This window comes from Micromonospora sp. 050-3 (assembly GCF_046549335.1).
GTDB classification, from domain to species: Bacteria; Actinomycetota; Actinomycetes; order Mycobacteriales; family Micromonosporaceae; genus Micromonospora; species Micromonospora trifolii.
This window is the reverse complement of the sequence record NZ_JAJPVX010000001.1, coordinates 1,429,782-1,454,923: the sequence shown is the minus strand read 5'-3', so window position 1 is coordinate 1,454,923 and position 25,142 is coordinate 1,429,782. Positions and strand designations below refer to the sequence as shown.

Sequence of the window (25,142 nt, the reverse complement as noted above, 5' to 3'; positions counted from 1 at the left end):
ATGCGCACCACCAGCCCGAACGCTTCACGCCGCCGGTCGGCCGCCATCCTCGCCGCCGCGATCCTGACGGTGAGCGCCGCCGGCTGCGGCTCGTCCGACTCCCCGTCGACAGCGCAGGCGGGCCCGTCCGCGTCGGCCTCGGCCAACCCGGACGCTGGTGTGCTCGGCATTCGTGACCCGTGGGTGAAGGCGGCTGACAAGGGCATGACGGCGGCCTTCGGGACGCTGGTCAACGACGGCGACACCGATGTCACGGTGACGAGTGCCACGACCTCCCTGTCGCCGATGGAGCTGCACGAGATGGCGATGAAGGACGGCAAGATGGTCATGCAGCAGAAGCAGGGCGGCATCGTGATCAAGGCCAAGAGCACGCACGCCTTGGAGCCCGGGGGCGACCACCTCATGCTGATGAACCTCACCAAGCCTGTTCAGGCCGGCGACGAGTTGACAGTCACCCTGACCTTCGCCGACGGCAAGACCCAGGAGTTCCGCGCGGTGGCCAAGCCGTTCACCGGCGCGCAGGAGAGCTACGCCCCCGGGCACGGCGAGCCCATGCCCGGCATGAGCCCCACTCCGGGGACGAGCATGAGCCCGGCATCGTGACGCAGACACCACAGGTCCGGCCGGTGAGCAGGCGCGGCCTGCTCACCGGTGGAGCCCTGGCCGCCGGCGGAGCACTGGCCGGCGGTGCCGCGATCGCCGCCACCCGTGTCGGAAGGACCGGACCACCGTCGGCGACGGCCGCCGACACGACGCCCGTGGCGACCGTCGGCGGCCTGGTCGAGCCGTTCCACGGCGCCCGGCAGGCCGGGGTGGCCACCGAACCGCAGGCGCACGCGTCGTTCGTGGCGCTCACAGTGCGGGCCGGCGTCGACCGGGCCGCACTGGGTCGGATGTTGCGGTTGCTCACCGACGACGCCGCCCGGCTCACCCAGGGCCGACCCGCGCTGGCCGACACCGAGGCCGAACTCGGGCTGCTGCCGGCACGGTTGACAGTGACCTTCGGCTTCGGGCCCGGCCTCTACCGGGCGGCCGGCGTCGACGACCGCCGGCCGACATCGGTCACCGACCTGCCGTCGTTCCGCATCGACCGGCTCCAGCCGGCCTGGTCCGGCGGCGATCTGCTGCTCCAGATCTGCGCGGACGACGCGATCTCCGTCGCCCACGCCCAGCGGGTCCTGATCAAGGACAGCCGACCGTTCGCCACTGTGCGGTGGGTCCAGCAGGGCTTCCGGCGCAGCCCCGGCGTCGAGCCGGGCGGCCACACCCAGCGCAACCTGTTCGGTCAGCTCGACGGCACCGCCAACCCCAAACCCGGCGCGCCCATGGACACCGCGCTCTGGGTCCCGGACGGCCCGGCGTGGCTGCGCGACAGCACCACAGTGGTGCTCCGGCGGATCAGCATGAACATGGAGACGTGGGACCTGCTCGGCCGGACCGACCGCGAACTCGCCGTCGGGCGACGGCTCGACACCGGCGCCCCGCTCACCGGCACCGCCGAACACGACGAGCCCGACTTCGCCGCCACCGACCCGGACGGCCTCACCGTCATCCCCGACTTCTCGCACATGACCCGCGCCCACGTCACCGACGACCGGCTGAAGATCCTGCGCCGGCCCTACAACTACGACGGGGTGCCGACAGCTGAGGGTCACGCCGACACCGGCTTGATCTTCACGTCCTACCAGGCCGACATCGCCCGGCAGTACCTGCCGATCCAGCGCCGGCTGGCCGACCGGGACCTGCTCAACGAGTGGACCACGCCGATCGGGTCCGCCGTCTTCGCCATCCCGCCCGGATGTCCATCGGGCGGTTGGATCGGCGAGCAGGTGCTCGGATGACCACGCCGACCCGGAGTTTCGTCATGACCGTACCGTCGTCCCGGCCCACTGCCGTCCGGCTCGGCGCGGCGGTGCTCGCCGTCCTCGTGGCGGTCCTCATCCCGGCCAGCCCGGCCTGGGCGCACAACTCGCTCAAGACGGCCACGCCCGCTCGGGACGCGACGCTGTCGAGCGCACCGGCCGAGGTCACGCTCGAATTCATGCAGCGACTCGACCCCGCGTTCACCACTATCGTGCTCACCGATGCCGCCAAGCGGAAGCTTCCCACCGGCGCACCGGTGGTCACCGGAGCGAAGAGCACGGTCCAGGTGACCGACACCCTGCCGAACGGGACATACACGGTCGCCTACCGGGTCGTCTCCGTCGACGGGCACCCGGTGCAGGGGTCCTATCCGTTCACTGTGGCCGATCCGACGTCCAGCGCCGCGCCGGTCGCCAACGTCAGCGCGTCAGCGCCCGCCGCCGCGGCAGTGGAGTCCGGCGACGGCCCGAGCGCCGGTGTCCTCGTCGCGGGTGCCGCGCTGGCCCTCCTCGTCCTGGTGGCGGCTGGGCTGCTCAGGCGGCGGGCGGCCCGGCGCTGATCCGACAGGCCCCCGTGCGGTCGGCTCGCCCCATCACCTCACCAAGCAAGGTCAACACGTGTCCGACACAGATCCACAGCACTTCGCCACCGACGATCCGAGCCGTGCCCGCACCGTCGCCATTGCCCCGGTAATCCCGACCGGTCCAGCCCCGTCCGCCGCCCGAGACATGGGTTCCACGGGATCCGGCTGGTTGATCACTGTCGTCGCCGTCGCGTCGGGGGTCGCCCTGTTGGTGCTCGGTCTGCGGGTCGGGGGTGCGCTCACTGCCGCGATTCCGGGCCTCCCCGACGCGGGACCGCTCACGACCCCGGCGCTACCCGTGTTCCGGCTGCTGTCCGACTGTCTCGCCACCGTCACCGTCGGCATGCTGGTGACCGCCGCGTTCCTGCTGCCCGGCGACGGACGCAGCGTCTCGCCGCACGGCTACCTGCTGCTGCGGCGGGCAGCTGTCGCCGCGCTCGGTTGGTCGGCGACGGCGCTGGCCCTGATCGCGCTGACCGCCTCGGACCTGCTCGGCCAACCACTGGCGACGCTCGGGCCCGCGACCGTCGTCAGTTTCGCCACCACCATCTCGCAAGGCCAGTCGCTCACACTGCAGGCCGCACTGGCCCTGACCGTGGCACTGCTGGCCAGATTCGGGGTGTCCCGTGGGCTCGCCGCGACAGTCGCGGTCCTGGCCCTGGTGGCGGTACTTCCTCCGGCCTTCACCGGGCACTCCGCCGGGGCCGGTAACCACCAGATCGCCGTCACCAGCCTGGCCCTGCACATCCTCGCCGCCGCGGTGTGGATCGGCGCCCTCATCGCCCTGCTGGTGGTACGACGCAGTCGGCTGCTGGCCGACGCCGCCGCTCGGTACAGTCGCCTCGCCCTGGGCTGCTTCGTCGCCGTGTCGGTCAGCGGGGCGGCCAACGCCACCGTCCGCCTCGGGTCGGTCGACCAGCTCTGGCACTCCCGCTACGGCTGGTTGGTGCTCGGCAAGCTCGCCGCATTGCTGGTCCTCGCCACGCTCGGGGCGATACACCGCTCCCGCACCCTGCCGGCGTTGCGCGCCGGAAGGCGATGGGCGTTCGGCCGCCTGGCCGCCGGTGAACTGATCGTGTTCGCCGCCACCGTGGGGCTGGCGGTGGCGCTGTCCCGCAGCCCCACTCCGGTCGCCGAAGCCGGCACCGACGCCGACCCGATCACCGAGCTGCTCGGCTTCCCGATGCCCACCGCACCCACTGCGGGCAACCTGCTCGGCCAGCCGCTACCGGACATGTTCTTCCTGACCCTCTGCGTTCTCGGCATCGGCGGTTACCTGGCCGGCGTGCGACGGATGCACGTCGGCGGACACCGCTGGCCGGTCGCACGGACGGCAAGTTGGGTGGGCGGGCTGCTGCTGCTCGCCGCGATCACCAACCTCGGTGTCGCCCGCTACGCGTACGTGCTGTTCAGCGCGCACATGGCCCAGCACATGGTGTTGTCGATGCTGGTGCCGATCCTGCTGGTCGGCGGCGCACCGGTCACCCTCGCCCTGCGCACCCTGCGTCGACCAACCGATCCGGGGGTACGCGGTGCCCGGGAGTGGCTGCTGATCGCTGTGCACAGCCCGCTCACGAAACTGCTCACCCATCCGCTCGTCGCGCTGGGCATCTACAGCGCCAGCCTGTTCGGCCTGTACTTCAGCGACCTGCTCGGCGTGCTGATGCGCTCCCACCTCGGTCACCTCGCGATGCTCACCCACTTCGTGGTTGCGGGCTGTCTGCTGTTCTGGGTGCTCATCGGTGTCGACCCGGGCCGCCGACGCCTCCCCCATCCCCTGCTGGTGATCATCCACCTGGCGTCGATGATGGCGCACGGCTTCTTCGGCCTGGTCCTCATGCAGACGACCACGGTCATCGCCCCCGACTGGTACCTCGCCGTGCATCCCGCCTGGGCGTCGTCGCTGCTGTCCGATCAGAAGCTCGGCGCCGGCATCGCCTGGGCGTTCGGCGAGTTGCCCGCCGTCGTCGTCATGATCGTCCTGATCCGCCAGTGGATGCGCGCCGACCAGCGTGAACAGGGCCGCCTCGACCGGGCCGCCGACCGCGCCGACGCCACCGGCGCCGAGGACGACCTCGCCCGCTACAACGCGTTTCTCGCCGCAGCCGGACGGACCGGCGGCGACCTGCCCCGCACGGCCCGGCCGGACCAGCCCTGAGACATCGAGGACCCGATCTTCCACTGCCCGGGGAACCACCGCCGTCTCTCCCCCGACTACCAGTCAGGGCCGACGCGACACCTCAACGGGCGACCAGACCAGTTCGGGAAACACCTTCGTGCTTCCCGACTCTTCCGATCGGATCACCATGTCTCTCACCGAACTGTCCGGCACGTCGACGCCGGAACCCTCCACGACCGCCGAGAAACCGGGCCGGCCGGCCCGGCGCACGTCGCCGTTCGGCGCGCTGCTGCTGCGGCTGCACTTCTACGCCGGCATCCTCGTCGCCCCGTTCCTGGTGGTCGCCGCACTGACCGGCCTGGCCTACACCACCACCCCGCAACTCGACACCATCCTCTACGGCGACCAACTGACTGTCGCCCAGGTGGGTGACCGTCAGCTCCCGCTGGCCGAGCAGATCGGGGCCGCGCGCAACGCACACCCCGACGGCAGCATCACCACAGTGCAACCCGGCGACGGCGACCGGACCACGACTGTGGTGTTCTCCCTGCCCGAGCTCGGCGAGAATCAGCACACCGTCTACATCAACCCGTACACCGGCGAGTCCCAGGGGCAGCTCACCACCTGGTTCGGGTCCACGCCGGCCACCACCTGGCTGGACGACCTGCACCGCCACCTGCACCTGGGCACTGTGGGCGAGCACTACTCCGAGCTGGCCGCGAGCTGGCTGTGGGTGATGGCGCTCGGCGGGGTCATCCTCTGGTGGCGTCGACGCGGCGCCGCCAAGGCCGCCGTCCGACACCTGCTCGTGCCGGACCTGTCCACCGGTAAGGGTGTCCGCCGTACCCGAGGATGGCACGCCACCACCGGCATCTGGCTCACCGTCGGACTCCTGTTCCTCTCGGTCACCGGTCTGACCTGGTCCCGCTACGCCGGCGCGAACTTCGCCGCCGGCCTCGACGCGCTGAGCGCCCGCACTCCGGAGATCTCCACCAGCCTCACCACCGGTCCCCCAGCCCCCGCCGAGACCGGCGGGGGCCACGAGCACGGTGCCGCCGGGGCGGGCGGGGTCGTCGAGTCGGCGGCCTTCGATCGGGTCCTGGCTGTCGCTCGTGGCGCGGGCCTCTCCGGCCCGGTCGAGATCAGCCCCGCGCCGGAGCCGGGCTCCGCCTGGACCGTCACGCAGGTCGACAACACCTGGCCGGTCAAGAAGGACCGCATCGCCGTCGACCCGACCTCGGACACTGTCACCGCCCGCAGCGACTTCGCCGACTGGCCCCTGCTGGCCAAACTGAGCGGCCTCGGCATCCAGGCCCACATGGGGATCCTCTTCGGCCTGGTCAACCAGCTCCTGCTCGCCGCGCTCGCCCTCGGCCTGCTCTGCGTCATCTTCTGGGGCTACCGCATGTGGTGGCAACGCCGACCCACCCGCGCCGACCGCCGGGCGATCGCCGGCACCCCGCCGGCCCGCGGCGGCGTACGCGGCCTGCCACTGTGGGCGCTGCTGATCGGCGTACCGGTGACCGTGGCGATCGGCTGGATGCTGCCCCTGTTCGGGCTCACAGTGCTCGCCTTCCTCGTCATCGACGTGGTGGTGGGTGCGGTGTCTCGACGCCGACGACCTGCCGCGGCTCCCACCTCCCCGGCGCCTGCGGGGAGCTGATCCAACGGTCCGGCCGTCCGTCCTCCGACGGACGGCCGGACGCCTCGCTCAGATCACTACCTGTTTGGTGTTCGGCAGGCTGTCGACTATCGACTTCTGCACGTTGATCGTGTCGGCGATGACCTCGTGGGGCGTGTTGGCCATCCACTGCATCACCGAGATGTCCTCGAACCGGGGATGACGGAACATCTCCAGGAACACCAGTGGCTCGTCGCCGGTGTTCTCGATGTAGTGGCCGTACGCGAAGGGGACGTAGCCCACGTCGCCGGCCTGGAAGTCGAACGTCCGGGCTGCGGCCTGGGAGGCGAAGACGCCCATCCGCCCGGTGCCGGAGATGTAGTACTGCCACTCGTCGGTGGTGGGATGCCAGTGCAACTCGCGCATCCCTCCCGGCTCGACCTCCACCAGGGCCGCGGCGGTGGTCACGGAGGCGGCGAAGTTGGTCGAGTCGGTGATCCGGACCGTTCCGCCGCGGAAACGCTGCGGGGTCTGCGCGAGCATCCGGTGCTTGAAGCTTCGTGGGATGTCGCCGGTCGGGCTGACCACCCGGTCCTGTTGCAGGGGTGGTGGGACGTCGCCCTGGAAGATGTACTTCTCCCGCTCGGGCAGGTTCTCCATCTGTTCCGGCGTCCAGCCGAAGTTCTTGGCCAGGACGTGTCGAGGGGTGTGTGCGAAGAAGTCGCTGAGCAGGAACGTGTTGTTCTCCGAGAACGCGCCGTCGTCGAAGACCAACAGGAACTGCGCGCCGTTTTCCAACGCCTGGATGTTGTGCGGCACGCCCTGCGGAAAGAACCACAGATCGCCGGCCTTCACGTCCTCGATGAAGTTGCGGCCCTCGTGGTCGACGGCGCTGATCCGGCAGCTGCCGCTGAGCATGTACGCCCACTCCGACTGCTGGTGCCAGTGGATCTCCCGGTACGCGCCCGGCTCGAGACCGAACTGGACGCCGGACAACTGACTGGCGATCGGGAGGTCTCGGTTGGTGACCTCGCGGGTCCAGCCGCCCTTCTCCACCCGGGTGTGCGCCTGCGAGAACGAGAACTTGAGGTTGGGAACCAGCCGGCTGTCGGTCGTCGGTGGAACCAGGAGGTCCGGGTTCTGCCGCTCGAGCTCGACGTTGCGGCCCGCGAAGGGCGGGGCGCCCTGGTCGCCGCGCCGCGGCTGAGGATCACTGTTCGCCATGATCGTTGTCTCCTCACTCGGATTGGATCGGACCGGGCGCGGGGACGGATCCGCCCCGCAGCCGGAGCCGGGACGAGATCCCCAGCAGGGCACGCACTCCGGGCCAGCCGTACTGGACCGCGATCGCCACCGGAATCGCCGTCGCGGTCGCCATCAGCACCAGACGGGTCCACGCCGGAGCGTGACCGCCCGCCCCGGTGCCGGCATAGAGGACGAACATCAGCAGTACGACCCGGAGCCGATGCAGACCGGGAAGTTCAATGAGCTGGGCCATGATTCGATGATCGGCGCCGAACGCCGCCCGTCGCATCACGTGATCGCGCCATAACCGCAGGTCAAATCCCGGACGGCGGGGCCATTCGGCGCAATCCCGCCGGTTCGTCGATCTGGTCGCCCGTGCCTGGCGGCATGGCTAGGCTCGGTCGCAGGACGGCCTTTCGACGCGCCTGGTAACAACCGGGGAGAACGCCATTGTCCGAATCACCCTTCAACGCCGGAACGCTCCCGGCCGACGACATCGCCGCCGACGCCGAGCAACGACGGCACCGGCTGTTCGCCACGGCGGACCAGCTCCGGCTGGCCGGACGCGGGATGGAAGCGCTGCACGTCCTGGCCGCGGAGATCGCCACGAGTCCCAGCGGCGAACGCCACCGTGCACACCTGCTCGGTCGCTTGGCGCAGGTCGTGGCACTGGAGCAGCCGACGATCGCCCTCGCCGGTCTCCGGGAGGCGCTGAACCTCCGACTGGACGCCGGCAGCCGTAGCACCCTGCTCGCCCTGGTGGCCACGATCGCGGCCCGCACGGGACATCCGGACACCGATGCCCTGCTGCGCGGTGCGGGCACCGCCCACGCCGCGTCGGGTGACCCGGCGTCCGCTCGCCACCTCGCCCTCGGCCGGGCCGCCCGCTCGCTCGCGCACGGTGATCTGCCGGGCGCCCAGGCCGTGCTGGCGGCCCTGGAGCCGGACTCCTGGGCGGCACGCGCCGACGCCCCGTCCATCCGGGCGGAACGGATCCTCGTGCAGCTCGGCCTGGGCCAGCACCAGGACGCGCGGGCCGCGACCCGCCAGACGCCCGATGTCTCATTCACCGGGCTGACCGCGCTGGACTGCCTGCGCATGGTGGCGGTGGGAGAGCTGTCCGAGGCGGCCGCGCTGGCAGTCACGACGCTCAGCTCCGGCTCGGCGGACCTCAGCAGGGAGGTCCGTGCCCTGTTGGTCGCGGTGATCGGCGAGGTCCGCTACCGCCGTGGCGAACACGACGACGCCCGCGCCATCCTCCGCGCCTGCCTCGCCGAAGACCGATGGCCCGACCGTACGATGTGGACGTTTGCGTTCTGTGTGGCGGTGCGCGACCCGGCCCTCAGTGCGCCGGCCGGCCTGCTCACCAGGATCGTCGCCGACCTGCACCGGTCGGTCCGGTCACTCCTGCCCGTTCCGCACTTCGGCCCCCGACTGGTACGCGCGGCGGTGGCGGCCGACGACACCCGGGCCGCCCGCCGGGTCACCGAACTGGTCGAGCTGGTCTCCACCCGTACTCCGGTGCCGCTGTGGCACGCGCTGGCCGACCAGAGCCGAGGGTTGCGCGACGGCGACCCGGATGCCCTCCGGTCGGCGGTGGACCAGCTGCGCACCACCGCCGCCCGGCCGGCGCTGGCCGACGCGTTGCTCGACCTAGCGAACAACCCCCGGGCGCGATCCGGGGAGGCGCGCGATGCCGCGCACGAGGCGGCTGCCCTCTACTCCCGGATCGGCGCCCCCGGCGACCAGGCGATCGCGGACCGGCGCTGCGCCGACCTCGCCGCCCGCCCACACCGCCGGCCGTCGATCGACGAGCCGCCGAGCCAGGGCATCGAAGCGCTCACCCCCGCCGAGGAGCGGGTGGCCGAGATGCTCGCCTCCGGCGCCACGAAGAAGGAGGCGGCCAGGAGCCTCTTCGTCTCTTTTCACACCGTGGACACCCAACTCCGCTCCATATACCACAAGCTGGGCATTCACAATCGGATGCAGTTGGCGCGGGCCTGGGAACGCACCGGACGATAATCAGCCGATGACCACGCCAGCCGACCTGACAGCGCTCGCCGAGGCCGTGGAGTGCGAATTCATGCACTCCTACGAGTCGCAGGCGCCCGGGCCCACGTACACCGATCTCGGGATCGCTACCACCCGCGTCGGCGGCGGTGTCGCCCTCGCCATGCGCAACGATCCCTCCGGCGGGTACTGGAGCAAGGCCCTCGGCTTCGGCACCACCGAGCCGTTCACCGTGCAGATCCTGGATCGCGTCCTCGACTTCTACCGGGAGCAGGGCGTCGACCAGGCAGTGCTTCAGCTCGTTCCGTCGGTGCTGCCCGCTGGCTTCGACGAGGACGCCGCCGCGCGCGGGCTTGCGCCGGGAAGCACCTGGATCAAGCTCGCCGCCCGACCCGAGGACGTCACCGGCGCGCAGACCCGTCTGCGCGTCGCACCGGTGCCGGCCGCCGAGGCGCAGCGCTGGGCCGACGTGCTGCTCGCCGGGTTCGGCATGCCGACCGGTGGGCTCACCGACATGCTGGCCGCGACTGTCGGCCAGCCGGCGTGGCGACCGTACGCGGCCTGGGACGACGGCGAACTGGTCGCGGGCGGCAACCTGTTCGTGCACGGCGAGGCCGCGTCGCTCAACGCCGCCGCGACGGCCTCCGGCCACCGCGGCCTCGGGGCGCAGTCAGCGCTGATCGCCGCCCGCGCCCGAGCCGCCGCCGAGGCGGGATGCCGGTGGCTGTTCGCCGAGACCGGCAAGCCCGCGCCCGGTCAGCAGAACCCCTCGCTGAACAACCTGCGGCGGGCCGGGCTGATGCCGCTCTACGAACGCCGCAACTGGGTCTGGCGAACAGCTACCTGAACCCGCCCGCCGCTGTCACTTCTCGCTGTCGAGCAGCGCCATCATCGCTGTCGCGTACCGCTGGCCGGAGGCGGCGCCGGCCGGCACGGCACTCTCGATCTCGTCCAACGCGTCCTGGTCGAGCACCACGTCGACAGCGGCCAGCGACTCGGTCAGCCGGTCGCGCCGCCGCGCACCGACCAACGGCACGATCTGTTCGCCCTGCGCCGCCACCCAGGCGATCGCCACCTGGCTGGTGGTGGCGCCCAGCCGCTGCGCGACCCGGCCGAGCGCCTCCACCAGGCGCAGGTTGGCGGCCAGGTGCTCGCCCTGGAACCGTGGGCTGTTCGCCCGGAAGTCCGTGCCGGTCAGCGCACGGTCCGCCGACCAGTGGCCGCTGAGCAGCCCTCGGGACAGCACCCCATAGGCGGTCAAGCCGATGCCCAGCTCCCGCAGCGCCGGCAGGATGGTGGCCTCCGGGCCGCGGGAGAGCAGCGAGTACTCGATCTGGACGTCGCTGATCGGCGCCACGGCCGCGGCCCGGCGGATGCTGTCCGCGCCGACCTCGGAGAGCCCGATGTGCCGGATGTAGCCGGCCTGCTGCATCTCGAGCAGCGCGCCCACGGTCTCCTCGATCGGGACCTGCGGGTTCAGTCGCGACGGCCGGTAGATGTCGATGTGGTCGGTGCCCAACCGCCGCAGCGAGTACGCCAGCCGGTCCTTCACCGCCGCCGCCGACACGTCGTACGGTGCCGCCTGGAAGCCGCCGTCCGGTGTCCGGCGCGCGCCGAACTTCACGCTGAGCACCACCTCGTCCCGGCGACGCTCCCGCAGCACCCGGCCGATCAGCAGCTCGTTGTGACCCGACCCGTAGAAGTCCGCGGTGTCGATCAGGTTCACACCGGCGTCGATCGCCGCGTGCAGCGTCGCGATGCTCTCCGCCTCGTCAGCCGGCCCGTACAGGTCGGACATGCCCATCGCGCCGAGCCCGATGATCGACACCTCCGGCCCGGAGGCACCCAACCGTCGCCGTCGTAGACCTGTCATGTCCCTCGTCTCCTTCGGTCGTCGTCGCGGTGCGTCGTGGTGTCCGGGCACCGCTGTGTACGCTGTGTCCATATAACCAGCAAGTAGACAGCGTGTCCATATAACCGGGAGGACCAGTGGCCGAGCTCACGCCGGATGCCCAGACGCCAGTGCGCCGTGGTCGCGGCCGGCGGCCCGCCGATCAGGTACGCGCGGAGATCCTCACGGCCGCCGGTGAACTCCTGCTGGCCGAGGGCATGGCCGGCTTCACCATCGAGAAGGTCGCCGCCCACGCCGGGGCCAGCCGGATGACCATCTACAAGTGGTGGCCCTCCAAGGGCGCGCTCGCCCTGGACGGCTACTTCACAGTCGTCGCGCCCACCCTGGCCTTCGCCGACACCGCCGACATCGTCGCCGACCTGACCAACCAGCTCGTCGCCTTCGTCCACCTGGTGCGGGACACCAGTGCCGGGCGGGTCATCAGCCAGCTCATCGGGCAGGCGCAGACCGACCCGGAACTGGCCGCCGCCTACCGCGAGCGCTACTCCGGCCCCCGTCGGGCCCTCGCCGTCGAAACCCTCACCCGGGCCATGGCCCGGGGGCAGCTACGCCCCGACATCGACAGCGAATCCGTCGTCGACCAACTCTGGGGCGCCTGCTACCACCGGCTTCTCATCGCCGACCTGCCGCTCACCGAGGACTTCGCCCGCACCCTCGTCGACAACCTCATCCGCGGACTGCGCTGACCGACCAGGGGTCAGGCCGTGCCACGCCACGGATCGACCGGGCCCCGCCGGCAGCCACCCGACCAAACATGAAGATCATGTTCAATCGATGCTAACGTCATTGATCGATGCCCATACGATCGTCAGTTTCGCCCGGCCGGCACCGCCCGCTGAGGTGAGGATGCCTCTCCACTTCGACCTGCTCGGGCCGCTGACAGTGTCCCGGGACGGCCGACCGGTCGCCCTCGGATCGACGAAACAGCAGCTGCTGCTGGCCGCCCTGCTGCTACGCCCCGGTGAGGCGATCTCCGCCAACGAGCTGATGACGATGGTGTGGGGCGATCAGCCCCCCGCCTCGGCCGCCGCGAACCTGCGCACCTACCTGCGAGGGCTGCGCCAGGCATTCGACTCCGCCGCGGACGAGCGCCGCCGGATCCTCACCACACCGGGCGGCTACCTGCTTCGCGTCGAGCCGGACGAGCGGGACGTGGACCGGTTCGACGCGGCGGCGACGCGCGGACGGGCAGCGCTGGCCGCCGGCGACCCGGCGGCGGCGCAGCCGGAACTGGCGCTCGCGCTCGGCATGTGGCGGGGGCCGGCCTTCGCCGGGCTGCCGCTGCCCCGGCTCCTCACCGGCCGGGTCGCGCGGATCACGGAGCGGCGGCTGCTGACTGAGGAGGACCACGCCGCGGCGCGGCTCGCGCTCGGCGAGGCGGCCCAGGTGATCCCCCGGCTGCGGGCGCTACTCGACCGTCACCCACTGCGGCAACGGGCCTGGGCCCAGCTCATGACCGGTCTCTACCAGATCGGCGACATCGCCGGGGCGCTGGCAGCGTTTCAGCAGGCCAGACGGACCCTGGCCGAGGAGACCGGTATGGACCCCGGCCCCGAGCTGACCCGGTTGCACGACGACATCCTGCACCACCGCCTCGGCCAGCAGGCCGCGACGACCGGGCCGGCGGACGACGCGTCGCCCGGCGCGACACCGGGCCGCCCTCAGCAACTGCCACTGGCCCTGCCCGGTTTCGTCGGCCGCAACGCCGAACTCGACCTCCTCGACGCGACCCTCGGCGCCCGGCCCGAGCGGGCCACCACAGTGGACATCGTCACCATCAGCGGAATGGCCGGCGTGGGCAAGACAACGCTCGCGCTGCACTGGGCCCACCGGGCCGCCGACCGATTTCCCGACGGCCAGTTGTACGTCAACCTCCGAGGCTACGACGACGCGGACGCGGTGTCCCCCGCCGACGCCCTGGTCGACTTCCTCGAGGCGCTCGGCGTACCGGTCGGTCGCATCCCCAGCAGCGTCGGCGCTCGGGCCGGGCTGTACCGCAGCCTGCTGGCCTCGCGTCGGATGCTCGTCGTCCTCGACAACTCACGCGACGCCGACCAGGTACGGCCGCTGCTGCCCGGCGTGGGCCAGTGCGCGGTCCTGGTGACAAGCCGCGACCAGCTCAGCAGCCTCGCCGTGGCCGAGGGCGCCCGACCGTTGACGCTGGAGGTGCTGACGGCCGCCGAGTCGACGAGGCTGCTCCGCAGCCGGCTGGGCGACGACCGGGTGGCCGCGGAGCCGGCGGCGACCAGCGAGGTGATCGAGTCGACAGGTCGCCTCCCGCTCGCCCTGTCCATCGTGGCGGCCCGGCTGACCGCCCGGTCCACCTTCCCCATCGACGCCGTCGCGGCCCAACTACGCCCGTCCGAGTCCCGGTTGGAGCAGCTGGCCGACGGGGACGTCCGCCGGATCTTCTCCTGGTCGTACCGGGCGCTGAGCACCGAGGCGGCCCGCCTGCTGCGCCTGCTGGGCCTGCACCCGGGCCCCGACCTGACCGGAGACGCCGCCGCCGCGCTGCTCGGCCGCCCCCGGGCGGCCGTCACCCCGCTGCTGAAAGAGCTGACCCGGCTGCACCTGCTGACCGAGCACCTACCCGAGCGCTACGCCCTGCACGACCTGCTCCGGTCGTACGCGGCCGAACTGGCCCAGGCCTCCGACCTGGCCGAGGAGCGACAGGCCGCCGCGCGCCGGATGTACGATCACTACCTGCACAGCGCGCACCCTGGGGCGGTGTTGCTCCAACCCACCTGGGCGCCCATCGAGCTGGAACCACGGATGCCGACGAACGTGCATGTGCCGATGCCCGATCGGGTCGTCGCGGCGGCCTGGTTCCACGCCGAGCACCCCGTCCTGCTGCGGGTGCTGCGTCAGGCCGCGGAGACCGGCTTCGAACGGTACGCCTGCCAGCTCGCCTGGGCCCTGGCCGCGTACCTCGCGCCCCGTGGCATGTTCCAGGAGCAGCTCGCGGCCCAGCAGGCGGCGCTCGCGGCGGCGCAGCGGATCGGCGACGTCCGGGCGCAGGCGCAGGCCAGCCGGATGCTCGCCCGCGCGCTCATGCGACTCGGCGACCAGCACGCGGCCGAGCACCACGTACAGCGGGCGCTCGAACTGTACGAGCAGCTTGAGGACCTGGACAGCCTGGCGCTGATCCTGCGTCAGTACACCGAGCACTGCACCCAGTACGGCCGGTTGGACGAGGCGCTCAAGCACAGCGCCGAGGCGCTGCGGGTCTCGCAGCTCATCGGCAACCGGTACGCCGAGGCGCGCGCGCTGAACGTCAAGGGTTACCTGCACGCACTGACCGGTGACTACCACCAGGCCGTCGTCGACTGCGCCGAGGCGCTGGCCCAACAGGAGGCGATCGACGATCGCGTCGGGCAGGCCGCGACGTTGGACAGTCTGGGCTTCGCGTACCACAGGCTCGGTGACCCGGCCAGGGCTGCTGTCTGTTACGAACAGTCCGTCCAACGCTTCCAGGAGTCGGCCAACCGGTATCACGAAGGGCTCACCCTCGTCCGGCTCGGCGAGGCGCGCGAGGCGATGGCAGACCCTCCGGCCGCTGCCGAGGCATGGCGGCGGGCCATCCGGATCTACGACGACCTGGGCGACCCCGCCGCCGACGTGGTGCGACAGCTGCTGGCACGCGTCGCGCCCGGCCACTCCGGCCCGGTGACCCCGGCTGAGTGAGAGCCGGCTACAGCGGCCGAGCCGTCTGGAGCTGGTCGCGGATCAGCGCCTCGTAGTAGCGCCCGTGCGCGATGAGCTCGTCGTGTGTGCCCTGCTCCACCAGGGAACCCTCCTCCATCACTCCGATCAGGTCCGCGTTGAGCACTGTGCTCAACCGGTGCGCGATGACGATCCTGGTGCACGACAGCGCCGAGAGGACCTCGTCCACCCGACGCTCGGTGACCACGTCCAGGTGGCTTGTCGCCTCGTCGAGCAGCAGCAGCGGCGGGTTGTGCACGAGGGCGCGGGCGAGGGCCAGCCGTTGCCGCTGGCCGCCGGAGAGCCCTCCGCCGCCCTCGGTGAGTCGTGTCTCGTACGCCATCGGCATCGCCATGATCTCGTCGTGAATCTGCGCGCGCTCGGCGGCGAGGACGACCTCGTCGTAGGTCGCCGTCGGGTGCCCGAGGGAGATGTTGTCGCGGACGGATCCGGCGAACAGGGCGGGTTCCTGGGTGACCATGCCACACCAGCGGCGCAGCTCGCGGAAGTCGAGATCCTGGAGCAGACGCCCGTCGAAGCGGACCTCGCCCTCACTGGGCACGTACAGCCCGATGACCGTCTTGGCGAGCGTCGTCTTACCCGAACCGGTCCGTCCGACCAGCGCCACCTTCGCGCCGGCCGGAATGGAGAGGTCGACTCCCCGTACGGCCCAGGCGGCGTTGGCGCTGTAGCGCATGCCGACCCCGCTCAGCGTCACCTGCCCCGAGATGCGGCCCGGTGGCTGGGACGTGGACCGGTCCTGCTCGGCGGCCTCGTCCATCACGTCCCGGATCCGTTCCAGGTGGGTGCCGACGGTCTGTAGCTGGCGGGCCGTGTTGACCAGGCCCATCAGCGGGGTGAGCACGGCCGCGGCGAGGGCGTTGAGCGCCAGCATGGTGCCCAGCGACATCGCGCCGGCGACGACCTGGTGCGCGCCGACCCACAGCAGGAGCAGCGGCGAGCCCATCCGGAACACCCCGAGCGTCGCCTCCAACCCGGTCTCCAGCTGACGGCGGTGCAGCGAGGCGAACTGCCGGGTCTGGAACAGCCCGGACCAGCGGCTGAGGACCTGCTGCTCGGCGCCCATCGCCTTCACCGTCTCGGCGCCGGCCAGCACCTCGACCGCGTAGTTCTGCTCCTCGGCCTGCGCGGCGATGTCGCGATGCGTGCGTTCCCGCATGGCCCGGTACGTCGCCACGATCGCGCCGAGTTGCAGCAGACCCAGGCCCAGCACCAGCCACGCGTAGAGCGGTGTGAACGCCAGGAGCATGCCGATGTAGACGACGACGAACAGTCCGTCGAGGACGAGCGACATGGTCTGGCTGGTGACCAGGTCGCGGATGACTGTGTTGCTGGACATCCGCATCAACAGGTCGCCGCTGCTGCGCAGTTGGAAGTACGAGTACGGCAGGGCGAGCAGGTGGTCGAAGAAGCGCCGCATCATGGTGTCGTCCATGCGGGCGTGCAGCACGTTGAGAGCGACACCTCGAGCGTAGGTGCCCACGCCCTGGGTGGCCAGCAGCAGGAGCATGCCGAGGCCGAGGACGGTCAGGGCTTCGACCTGCCCCTTTCCGATCACCGTGTCGACAGCGAACTTGGTGATCAACGCCGGCAGCAGCACCGCCAGTTGGAGCAGCAGCGAGACGACCAGGACCAGGCCGAGCAGCGGACGGGAGAAGGTCAGCATGCTGCGGGCGAACCGCAGCGAGGCCAGCCGTCCCGGGCTGGGGCGACGCTCGAACTCCTCGCCCGGGCTGAGTTCGATGGCGATGCCGGTGAATCCCTCGCCGAACTCCTCGCGGCTCATCCGCCGCCGGCCCATCCCCGGGTCGACGACGACGGCGCCGCGTCGGTCCCACCGCTCCAGCACCAGATAGTGCCGGAAGTTCCAGTGCACGATCGCGGGCAGCCGCAGCTGCGGCAGTCCGTCGAGGTCGACGCTGACACCCCGGGCCCGCATGCCCGTCCGGCGGGCGAGTTGGGTCATCTGCAACGCCGTGGCACCGTCGCGGCCGATGCCCAACTGCTCGCGGCACTCGGCGACGGAGGTCCACCGCCGGTAGGAGCTGAAGACCATTGCCAGGCACGCGGCGCCGCATTCGGTGGCGCTCATCTGGAGCATGATCGGCACCCGGCGGCGCTGTCGCAGCCAGCTCAGTGTCATCGGAGGACCCTCCCGACGCCCGGCACCAGCTCCAGCACTGTGGGGTTGGCGACCACGAGACTGAGCCGGCCGAAGGTCTGCTTCGTCTCGCCGGAGAGCAGGACGATGGTGACCGGCCGGGCCACCTCCGCTGGGATGTTCCAGCGCCGAGCCGCGGCGTCGTCGACGACGACCTCGGCCCGCACAACCCGCAGGGTCGCCCGTCCGCCCTCCTGGACCAGTGTGACCTCCGTGCCCTGCGCCGGCTCGGGGTCGAGGCGTCCGGCGAACATGGAGACCAGATTCGACCCGTCGGCACCGATCGCAGCGCCGTCGACAGTGCGCGGCACCCGCATGACCGCCGCGAAGCCCAGGCCGATCAGCAGCAGCACGGCGAGCGCGACCAGCGGCCGTCCGGAGGGCCGGATCGGACTGCGTGCGGGCCCGTCGTGCACGCCACCGCGGTAGGTCGCCAACGCCTGCGGGCGGTACGGCCAGACCTGTTGCTCAGCCACGCGGGTCACCGCCCACCGCAGGAACGGGAGGTTCGACCAGCAGGACCGACGGGACCCGGTCGGGCAGGGCCAGGCGCAGCAGGTTGTAGCCGATGCCGGCGATGCCGCTCATCAAGCCGGGAGTCTCCGCGCCGAGTGGAACCCCGCACAGCCAGCCGTCCCGGTCGATGTAGTCCAGGATGCTGGCGGCCACCAGCTCGGCCTGCCGGGCGGCATCCTCGTCCCCGCGCGTTCGTGCGGCGGCCAGCAGGGCCTCGACGTTGCCGAGGTCGCCGTGGCAGATGCTGTGGTTGCCGGTGCCCGTGATGACCTCGCCGGTCAGGCCGAACCGCAGCATGCCGGTGCTGGCGTCGGAGAGGTCGCGGTCGAGCAGTTCGTGGTCGTCGACGTAGCCGGCCAGGTCGGCGCGGGCGAGCGCGATGCCCGGCCCGCCGTGGCACCAGGCGACCATGGAGTACCGCTCCGGCGTGGTGTCGCGCAGGTCGAGCCAGCACATGTGCTCCGGGTCGAAGGCCGAGCGTTCGTAGCGCATCGCCCCCTCGACCAGGGGCAGGTGGTCGCGGTTGCCGAGGGCCCGGTCCAGCCGGGCCAGGGCGACCGCGATGCCGGAGCCACCGTGTGAGAAGCCCGCAAGCGGCCGGCTCGGGTTCACCGCGCCCGCCCAGCCGATCCCGTCGCCGGCCGGCTCGGCCTTGTCGGCCAGGATCCGGGCGAACGTGCGGGCCGCGTCGAGGACCGGCTCCGACGGCCGTGCCGCGTGCAGCGCCAGCAGCGCGAGGATCGCACCGGCAGCGCCGCTGATCACGTCGTACGCCTCGTCCTGCGGCGCGAGGTGCAGCAGGACGGGCACGATGCGTCCGGCGGCGTCCAGCAGGTCGTCGCGCTGCCACAGGGCGCCCAGGTGACTCAATGCGTACAGCGGCCCGCCCAGCTCGTTGAAGGCGCCGACTGTGAAGTTCTCCAGGCTCTCCGTCGGCGTCTCGTCGAGCAGGTCGATCTGACGTACCAGCACGCCGGCGGCGACCTCGGCCGCGTTGCGGAAGCGCTGCTCGCCGCTGACCTCGCCGAGGTAGCCGAGGAACAGCGCGATTCCGGACAGCCCGCTGTAGAGGTCGATCCCGACCGGGCCCAGCTGCCAGATCTTGTCGGCCACCAGGGTGTGCCCGAGCCAGGCGATCGAGTCCTCGCCGGTGTCGGCCGACAGCAGCAGCCGGTCGCCGGCAGCGCACGCGGCGGCGACGAACCGGTCCACGTCGGCGGGAACGGTGGCGGCGGTGACCTGGTACTCCGACCACTGCCCCTGACTCTCCACGCCCATCGTCAGCGCCGCGAGCGAGCTGCGCAGGATCCACGTCTGCTGGGCCAGGTGCGTCTCGGAGAGGGCGCCGATGCGCTGCCGCGACCGCTCCAGACCGCTGGTGGGCAGCACCCCGGCGACCACCGAGCCGTCTCCGGCGACGAAGTCGTGCGAGGCGGGCGTCGTGCTGAAGAAGGGGATGTCGCCGCGGCTCAGCTGTGCCTGCTCGGCCGTGGCGATCCGGGCCTCGGCGCCGGGCCACTCCTCCTGCAACCAGAGGAAGCTGAAGAACCGCTCCCGGTCCAGCGCGTTGCGCAGCAGGTCGGGGTGGCGGCTCTCCTGGAGCAGCTTGCCGTAGGTGCGGGTGGCGCGCAGGATCACGCGTACCTCGTCACCGGCGAACGCGGCCACCGGGCCGTCCGGTGCCAGGAGTTCGTCGCGGTGGCGGTGCAGCAGCCGGTAGGTCTGCTCGAACCCGGCCATGATGTCGGCGCTGAAGTCGAGGGTGTGGTGTGCCGCGTCGCTCAGGCTGGGAAGGTTCTGCCCGCCGCCCATCTCGATTCGTTTGCGGACCAGACGCATCTCGTCGGTGCCGGACTCCTCCCAGGTGGCGACCGGGGTGGGCGTGAGCTGCCCGGCGGTGCCGGCCAGGCCGCTGAAGTCGACGCCGCCGACGCCGTCGTCGTCCTGGTAGATGATGGGCCGGGGCAGGAGCCCGACCTCCAGGACCGACTCCCGCATCGTCCGGAACGACTCGGCCGAAACGCCGATCTGCTGGTCCGTCTGCTCGCCCTGCGGGTGGAAGAGGGCTTCCAGGTCGACAAGCATCGGGTGCTCGCCGGCGGCGATGATGTTCTCCAGGTGGAAGTCGACGGCCGCGAGGCTGTGCAGCAACGCCAGATAGCTGCCCTGCCGGGTGTAGAAGCGGCGCAGCGCGTCGTGGTCGGCGCAGGGCCCGGCGGTGACGAACTCCGACCAGCCGTAGTCACCGCGGTCGAGGACCCACATGGTGCGCAGCGACGGCTGCGCGCCGCGCGCGTTGAGCCAGTCCAGCAGTTGCTGGAAGTGCAGCTCGACCTGCAGTCCTCGGGGCTTGTAGACGGCGCGGGCGCCGTTGGCGAAGCGGACGAACCCCACCGAGCGGCCACCGCGGTGGGAGTCACCGGCGCCGAACGACACCTCCGTGACACTGCCCAGCTCCGCCGGGTCGCCCAGCCGGGCGGTCAGTGCGGTGGCGTCCGCGGTGAGGCGCTGGGCGAACTCGACCCGGGCGTCCACCCAGTTGTCGATGAGGATTGTCGCGTCCCGGGCCAGCACCGGGTACTCCATCAGGACCTCGAGCGTGTACTTCGGGTCGCGCAGCCGCCGGGCGAAGTCCTGGAAGCGCTGCTGCGAAGTCTCCCCCTCCAACTGCCCCTGCAACCGCAGGACGTTGAGTTCCAGCACGAGCACCCGGCCGACGAGCAGGTTGATCGCCCCGTAGGGCGGCTCGCAGAGTTGGCCGGCGAGCAGGTCGGGGTCCAGGTGTGGTCCCGGCGTCTCCGCGCAGGCCGCGTGCACCGCCTCGCGTACCCGGCGCACACCGTCGTCCACCAGCGGGCGCACCAGCTCGACGAACGCGGCGTGCGGGTGCGGCTCGTGGTGGTGGTCATGGTCGTGCCCGTGGTGGTCGGTGTCAGCGGTTTCGCCCGGCCGGTGGTTGCGCCAGGCACGCTCGACGGTGCGCACGTACTCCGGGATGTCGGCGAACCTGCTGCGGACCGTCTCCGGCGTCTCGCCGAGCACCCGGGTCAGCGTGGGCTCGTCGAGGTCGAGGGCGTCGAGCCAGCTCTCGAACAGGTCCGTGTCACCGGCGAAGACCGGCTCGTTCTTCCACCGATCGAGCCGGAGCCGCCCCCGGTCCTCGTCCACAGAGCCGGTCGGCGCCGCACCGCCGAGCCTCTCCGGCAGGGAGTACGCCAGGTACCAGCAGGGGTTCGAAACGTCCACCGGGTCGTGACCGGGCAGGTGCGACTGCGTCATCGGGGGTGCTCTCTCTCGCGCAGCGGTCGGGTCTCGCGGGGGGACGGTGCCCGGACACCTCAGGCGTCCGGGCACCGCCGGTGGAGCGGGTGGATCAGGCGGTGCACAGTCCGCAGGTCGACTGCGTCTGGCAGGTGCCACAGGTGGTTCCGCCGCACGTCGCGCCACAGGAACCGCACGGGGTCTCCCGGGCGGTGAAGCCGCCGCAGCAGCCAAGGGTCCAGAGGCCCTCGGTGCGTGCGCCGGCGATGTGCGCGAGGACGTCGTCACCGAGCTCGACCACGCCGCAGGGGTGCTCCGGCAGGGCGGCCAACTGCTCGGCGGAAAGACTCGCCCGGTACTCGGGGTCCTTCCAGGCTTGCACAATGTTCATTAAGGGCTCTCCTCAAAGGATTCGGGATGCGCTGGCGAGAGAACACAGGTGTGGAGGACGGGCCGCGTCTTCTCGCCGAGGTGAATCGATCAGCCGCAGCAGCCGACGGTGAACGCCGCGCAGGTGCCGTTGCAGAAGGTGCCGTTGAAGGAGAAGCAGCCGGCGGCCCCGGTGACCACGGTGATCGTGGGAGTCGGGGTCCACGTGCCGCCGTCGGCCCCGTCGAGCTCCTGGTCGTTCAGCTCGATGAAGCCGGCCGGGTTCGCCGGCAGGCTGGCACGCTCCTCGTCGCTGAGCGAAGCCCGGTAGACCGGGTCCTTCCACGCCCTGATGTAGTCCATCTGAAACTCCGATCTATAGGTGGTGAAGTGCGATACCTGGATGGGCCTCCACGGGCGGAACCGTAGGTCCGCGCTATGGCAGATCGATGGCACCGCGATGGTCGGTCGGCGGTTCCAGCAGCAGCACCGACGGCACACCCGCCGGGTCGGCCCAGCGCAGGAGCGCGTAGCCGATGCCGGCCAGGCCGCTCATCAGTCCCGGTGTCTCCACTCCGCGAGGCACGCCGCACCGCCAGTCGCGGTTCTCGATGTCCACGACGGCGGTCGCCGCGATGGCGGCAGCATGCTCGGCCGCCCCGTCGTCGCCGAGGGCTCGCGCGGCGGCCAGCGCCGCCTCGGCGTTGCCGAGGTCCCCATGGCAGATCGAGTGGTTGTGCAGCAGGTTGCCCGGCCTCAGCGTCGCCGACAGGGCACGCCGCAGGTCGTCGCGCAACAGCGCGTCGTCGGTGGCATAGCCGAGCAGTTCGGCCCTTGCCATCGCGACGCCGGCCGCTCCGTGGCACCAGGCGACCATGGAGTCGCCCTGCGGCGTGTCCGGGCGGAGGTCGCGCCAGTTGCCTGTCGCCTCGTCGTACACAGTGCGTTCGTAGCGCAGCGCCGCGTCCACAGTGTCGCGATGCTCGCGTGTCCCGGAGTACCGGTCCCAGCGGGCCAGGGCGGTCGCGATACCGGAAGCGCCGTGGGAGAACCCCGCCAGCGGCGCCTCGGCGTAGAGGGTGCCGCACCAACCGACTCCGTCGCCCACCGGCTGCGCGCCGGTGAGCACGTGCCGGGCCAGCGTCCGGGCGCCGTCGAGCAGACTGGGGTCCGCCGTGACCCGGTGCAGCGACAGCAGGGCCAGCAGCCCACCGGCGCTGCCGTTGATGATGTCGTACTCGCGGCTCTCGGTGGCGTGCGTGACCATCGACGCGGCCAGGCCCACGGCGGTGTCGACCAGGTCGGCGCGGTCCAGGACTGTGGTGAGGTGGCTCAGGGCGTACACCGAGCCGCCCAGGTGGTCGAAGCCGCCGACGCCCGCGGTCCCGGCCGGGCCGGCGAGCCAGCTCCGCGCCTCGCGGAGCATCATCGTGGCGGCGCGGTCGGCGGCCTGTCGGTAGGTTGCGTAGCCGGTGACGTCTGCCAGCCGGGCGAGGAACAGGGCGATGCCGCTGATGCCGTTGTAGAGGTCCATGGCGCTCGGGCCAAGCATCCACACCTTGTCGGCGATCAGGCTCAGGCCCAGCCAGCAGATCCGGTCGTCCTCGGCGAGCGCGGTCGCCAGCAACCGATCCCCGATGACGCGCGCCGCGTCGACGAAGCGCTCAGGTGCGACCGCCGAGGGCGCAACAGTCGAGGGCACGACAGTCGCGGGTACGACCGGCGGCGGTAGCACCACCACGCCCGGGCGGTTCGGTGGACGCCACCGCGACGGGTCGCCCATGATCAGCGCGGTGAGTGAAGCTTCGATGATCCAGCTCTGCTGGGCCAGGTGGTCCTCGGACATGCCCACCAGTCGGTCGCGGACCGCGTCCAGCCCGGTCTGGAGCAGTGCTCCCGGCACCACGGTGCCGTCGCCACCGGTGAGGTCCGTCGACGACGGTGTGGTCACGAAGATCGGCACGTCGCCGGCGTGCATCTGGGCCAGCTCCGCGGCGATGAGGGCGTCGCGGTGCTCGCGGTGCTCGTGTCCCGTCCACAGGTTCTCGAAGTACCGGTCCCGGTCCAACGCGTCTCGCAGCAGGTCCGGGTGCTGCGTCTCGGCGAGCAGCCGAACGTACGACTCGGTGGCGCGTAGGACCACCCGCACCTCGTCGTGCGCGAACGCGGCCACCGGGCCGGACGGCGCCAGCAACTCGTCCCGGTGTCGCAGCAGGATCCGGTAGAGCGTGCGGTATCCGTCGCCGATCTCGGGCGCGAACTCCGTCACGTCCAGGCGCTGCTCGCCCAGGGTGGGCAGGTTTCCCGAGCCGGGCAGCAGCACCCGCCGCCGATCCAGGCGCATCTCGTCGGTGCCGAACCCGTCCCAGACCGTGACCGGCCGGGCGGTCAACTGCCCGCCGGCCCCGGACATCCCGCTCATGTCGAACTGGTTGACCTGGTTGCCCTCGGTCCAGACCACTGGTGCCGGCAGCAGCCCCACCGTGACGACCGACCTGCTCATCAACTCGACGCCGACGCTCTGCAGGTAGCCCGCCTGGTCGCCGACCGGCCGCTCCCACTGCCAGTTGTGCAGCATCGCCTCCAGATCGATGAGCATCGGGTGCTCACCGGAGGCGATCACGTTCTCCAGATGGAAGTCCGTCGCGCCGAGGGCCTGTAGCAGGGCCAGCAGCGCGCCCTGCCGCCGATGGAACCGGCCGAGGGCGTCCCGGTCGGCGCAGGGTCCACTGTCGACGAACTCCGTCCACCCGTACACCTCGCGGTCGACGACCCAGAACGTGCGCAGCACGGGCTCCGCACCGCGCTCGTTCAGCCAGGCCAGCAGGTGTTGGAAGTGGCCGTCGACCTGGAGACGCCGGGGCTTGTACATCACCCGCGCGCCGGTCGCGAAGCGGGCCACCGCCACCGAGCGACCGCCCCGATGGTTGTCGCCCGCCCCGAAGCTCACCTCGGCCAGGTCCCCGAGCGAGTCCGGCCCGCCGCACCGGTCGGCCAGCTCCGCGTAGTCGGCGACGACGCGCTCGGCGAACTCCAGCCGGCTGGCCTCCCAGTTGTCGACGACCCGCACCAGATCCCGGGCCAGCACCGGATATTCGCGGAGCAGGCGCAGCGCGTGCTGCGGCTGCTCCAACCTGTGGAGGAAGTCGTGGAAGCGCTCGTGCGGGTTGCTTCCGGACAGCTCGCCCCGGATCCGCAGCACGTTGAGCTCCAGCGCCATCGTCCGGGCCACCAGCATGTTGACGGTGTCGACCGGCCCCGGGCCCAACCGCGTGGTCAGCGCCTCGGCGGACAGGCGCGGGTGGCCGTCGACCAACGCCGTCACCCGCGCGCCCAACCGTTGCCGCGCGGCGGCGATCAGTGGCGCGACGAGCACAGCGAATCCCGCGGCATCATCGTGTCCCGCCGCGCCGTGGCCGGGCACCGCCGCGGCAGCCGGATGTCGCCGCGCGGCCTCGACCAGCCGACGGGCGTAATCCGGTGCCCTGTCGAACCGGGTCCGGACGGTCTCGGGCTGCTCGCCCAGGACCCGGATCAGACCGGCCTCGTCGAGCCCGTGCTGGGCCAGCCGCCACGCGGTCAGGTCGGGCCGCCTCGTGTGGACCGGCTCGTCCAGCCACATCTTCAACCGGATCCGGCCGAGATCCTCGTCGACGGGGCCGGTCGGCACCGCGCCGGTCAGCCGCTCCCGCAGGGAGTGACCCAGAAACCATCCGGCGTCCCCCGGCTCAACCGGGGCAAGGCCGTCGTCCATCTGTT

Annotated in this window: 18 protein-coding genes; 9 read left to right on the top strand and 9 right to left on the bottom strand. The window is 71.5% G+C overall.

Features of this window, described 5'->3' with window-relative positions:
• From ACLJOK_RS06680 to ACLJOK_RS06660, 5 genes are all read left to right on the top strand, one after another.
• Positions 1-603, top strand: a complete 603-nt coding sequence (locus ACLJOK_RS06680; RefSeq protein WP_410816880.1) for a copper chaperone PCu(A)C — start codon at positions 1-3, stop codon at positions 601-603.
• 23 nt (positions 604-626) lie between these two features.
• Positions 627-1,841 (top strand): Dyp-type peroxidase, encoded by a 1,215-nt coding sequence (locus tag ACLJOK_RS06675; RefSeq protein WP_410816878.1) that lies wholly within the window; start codon positions 627-629, stop codon positions 1,839-1,841.
• Positions 1,838-2,422, top strand: a complete 585-nt coding sequence (locus tag ACLJOK_RS06670; protein ID WP_410816876.1) for a copper resistance protein CopC — start codon at positions 1,838-1,840, stop codon at positions 2,420-2,422. Before ACLJOK_RS06675 ends, ACLJOK_RS06670 begins: the two co-directional genes overlap by 4 nt.
• Before the next feature lie 58 nt (positions 2,423-2,480).
• Entirely contained in the window at positions 2,481-4,604 is a 2,124-nt protein-coding gene (locus ACLJOK_RS06665) for a cytochrome c oxidase assembly protein (RefSeq protein ID WP_410816874.1), read from the top strand.
• Positions 4,605-4,752: 148 nt separating this feature from the next.
• Complete coding sequence (locus tag ACLJOK_RS06660; protein WP_410816872.1) at positions 4,753-6,228, top strand: PepSY-associated TM helix domain-containing protein; 1,476 nt, start codon at positions 4,753-4,755, stop codon at positions 6,226-6,228.
• Between the two features lie 48 nt (positions 6,229-6,276).
• Here ACLJOK_RS06660 and ACLJOK_RS06655 read toward each other — a convergent pair whose 3' ends face one another.
• Both ACLJOK_RS06655 and ACLJOK_RS06650 read right to left on the bottom strand, forming a co-directional pair.
• Positions 6,277-7,410, bottom strand: coding sequence for an oxalate decarboxylase family bicupin (locus ACLJOK_RS06655; RefSeq protein ID WP_410816870.1), 1,134 nt, complete (start codon positions 7,408-7,410; stop codon positions 6,277-6,279).
• A gap of 13 nt (positions 7,411-7,423) precedes the next feature.
• Positions 7,424-7,684 carry a hypothetical protein gene (locus ACLJOK_RS06650; RefSeq protein WP_410816868.1) on the bottom strand — a complete coding sequence of 87 codons (261 nt, stop codon included), beginning with the start codon at positions 7,682-7,684 and terminating at the stop codon, positions 7,424-7,426.
• A gap of 197 nt (positions 7,685-7,881) precedes the next feature.
• On the opposite strand from ACLJOK_RS06650, the gene ACLJOK_RS06645 reads away from it, so the two are divergent.
• Positions 7,882-9,453 (top strand): LuxR C-terminal-related transcriptional regulator, encoded by a 1,572-nt coding sequence (locus ACLJOK_RS06645; protein ID WP_410816866.1) that lies wholly within the window; start codon positions 7,882-7,884, stop codon positions 9,451-9,453.
• A 7-nt stretch (positions 9,454-9,460) separates the two neighbouring features.
• Positions 9,461-10,288: a GNAT family N-acetyltransferase gene (locus tag ACLJOK_RS06640; protein ID WP_410816864.1), complete on the top strand. Its 828-nt coding sequence runs from the start codon at positions 9,461-9,463 to the stop codon at positions 10,286-10,288.
• Between the two features lie 15 nt (positions 10,289-10,303).
• On the opposite strand, the gene ACLJOK_RS06635 is transcribed toward ACLJOK_RS06640, so the two are convergent.
• On the bottom strand, positions 10,304-11,314 hold the full coding sequence (locus ACLJOK_RS06635; protein WP_410816862.1) for an aldo/keto reductase: 1,011 nt from the start codon (positions 11,312-11,314) through the stop codon (positions 10,304-10,306).
• A gap of 116 nt (positions 11,315-11,430) precedes the next feature.
• On the opposite strand from ACLJOK_RS06635, the gene ACLJOK_RS06630 reads away from it, so the two are divergent.
• Both ACLJOK_RS06630 and ACLJOK_RS06625 read left to right on the top strand, forming a co-directional pair.
• Complete coding sequence (locus ACLJOK_RS06630; protein ID WP_410816861.1) at positions 11,431-12,039, top strand: TetR/AcrR family transcriptional regulator; 609 nt, start codon at positions 11,431-11,433, stop codon at positions 12,037-12,039.
• Between the two features lie 160 nt (positions 12,040-12,199).
• Positions 12,200-15,037: an AfsR/SARP family transcriptional regulator gene (locus ACLJOK_RS06625; protein WP_410816859.1), complete on the top strand. Its 2,838-nt coding sequence runs from the start codon at positions 12,200-12,202 to the stop codon at positions 15,035-15,037.
• 7 nt (positions 15,038-15,044) lie between these two features.
• Here ACLJOK_RS06625 and ACLJOK_RS06620 read toward each other — a convergent pair whose 3' ends face one another.
• The 6 genes from ACLJOK_RS06620 to ACLJOK_RS06595 form a co-directional block, all read right to left on the bottom strand.
• Complete coding sequence (locus ACLJOK_RS06620; protein WP_410816858.1) at positions 15,045-17,219, bottom strand: peptidase domain-containing ABC transporter; 2,175 nt, start codon at positions 17,217-17,219, stop codon at positions 15,045-15,047.
• On the bottom strand, positions 17,216-17,713 hold the full coding sequence (locus tag ACLJOK_RS06615) for a hypothetical protein (protein ID WP_410816857.1): 498 nt from the start codon (positions 17,711-17,713) through the stop codon (positions 17,216-17,218). The genes ACLJOK_RS06620 and ACLJOK_RS06615 overlap by 4 nt, the downstream gene beginning before the upstream one ends.
• Positions 17,706-21,032, bottom strand: a complete 3,327-nt coding sequence (locus ACLJOK_RS06610; protein ID WP_410816855.1) for a type 2 lanthipeptide synthetase LanM family protein — start codon at positions 21,030-21,032, stop codon at positions 17,706-17,708. The genes ACLJOK_RS06615 and ACLJOK_RS06610 overlap by 8 nt, the downstream gene beginning before the upstream one ends.
• Before the next feature lie 94 nt (positions 21,033-21,126).
• Positions 21,127-21,405, bottom strand: a complete 279-nt coding sequence (locus ACLJOK_RS06605) for a mersacidin/lichenicidin family type 2 lantibiotic (protein WP_091399738.1) — start codon at positions 21,403-21,405, stop codon at positions 21,127-21,129.
• An 89-nt stretch (positions 21,406-21,494) separates the two neighbouring features.
• The gene (locus ACLJOK_RS06600; RefSeq protein ID WP_410816854.1) at positions 21,495-21,746 is read right to left on the bottom strand and encodes a mersacidin/lichenicidin family type 2 lantibiotic; all 252 of its coding nucleotides are present in this window, start codon (positions 21,744-21,746) and stop codon (positions 21,495-21,497) included.
• A gap of 73 nt (positions 21,747-21,819) precedes the next feature.
• Positions 21,820-25,137, bottom strand: a complete 3,318-nt coding sequence (locus ACLJOK_RS06595; RefSeq protein ID WP_410816853.1) for a type 2 lanthipeptide synthetase LanM family protein — start codon at positions 25,135-25,137, stop codon at positions 21,820-21,822.
• Positions 25,138-25,142 lie beyond the last annotated feature (5 nt).

What these genes read in the sequence shown, in the direction of transcription:
- ACLJOK_RS06680 (WP_410816880.1), top strand. Translation starts at nt 1, where the DNA reads ATGCGCACCACCAGCCCGAACGCTTCACGCCGCCGGTCGGCCGCCATC.
- ACLJOK_RS06670 (WP_410816876.1), top strand. Translation starts at nt 1,838, where the DNA reads ATGACCACGCCGACCCGGAGTTTCGTCATGACCGTACCGTCGTCCCGG.
- ACLJOK_RS06660 (WP_410816872.1), top strand. Translation starts at nt 4,753, where the DNA reads ATGTCTCTCACCGAACTGTCCGGCACGTCGACGCCGGAACCCTCCACG.
- ACLJOK_RS06655 (WP_410816870.1), bottom strand. Translation starts at nt 7,410, where the DNA reads ATGGCGAACAGTGATCCTCAGCCGCGGCGCGGCGACCAGGGCGCCCCG.
- ACLJOK_RS06650 (WP_410816868.1), bottom strand. Translation starts at nt 7,684, where the DNA reads ATGGCCCAGCTCATTGAACTTCCCGGTCTGCATCGGCTCCGGGTCGTA.
- ACLJOK_RS06640 (WP_410816864.1), top strand. Translation starts at nt 9,461, where the DNA reads ATGACCACGCCAGCCGACCTGACAGCGCTCGCCGAGGCCGTGGAGTGC.
- ACLJOK_RS06635 (WP_410816862.1), bottom strand. Translation starts at nt 11,314, where the DNA reads ATGACAGGTCTACGACGGCGACGGTTGGGTGCCTCCGGGCCGGAGGTG.
- ACLJOK_RS06625 (WP_410816859.1), top strand. Translation starts at nt 12,200, where the DNA reads ATGCCTCTCCACTTCGACCTGCTCGGGCCGCTGACAGTGTCCCGGGAC.
- ACLJOK_RS06620 (WP_410816858.1), bottom strand. Translation starts at nt 17,219, where the DNA reads ATGACACTGAGCTGGCTGCGACAGCGCCGCCGGGTGCCGATCATGCTC.
- ACLJOK_RS06610 (WP_410816855.1), bottom strand. Translation starts at nt 21,032, where the DNA reads ATGACGCAGTCGCACCTGCCCGGTCACGACCCGGTGGACGTTTCGAAC.
- ACLJOK_RS06605 (WP_091399738.1), bottom strand. Translation starts at nt 21,405, where the DNA reads ATGAACATTGTGCAAGCCTGGAAGGACCCCGAGTACCGGGCGAGTCTT.
- ACLJOK_RS06600 (WP_410816854.1), bottom strand. Translation starts at nt 21,746, where the DNA reads ATGGACTACATCAGGGCGTGGAAGGACCCGGTCTACCGGGCTTCGCTC.
- ACLJOK_RS06595 (WP_410816853.1), bottom strand. Translation starts at nt 25,137, where the DNA reads ATGGACGACGGCCTTGCCCCGGTTGAGCCGGGGGACGCCGGATGGTTT.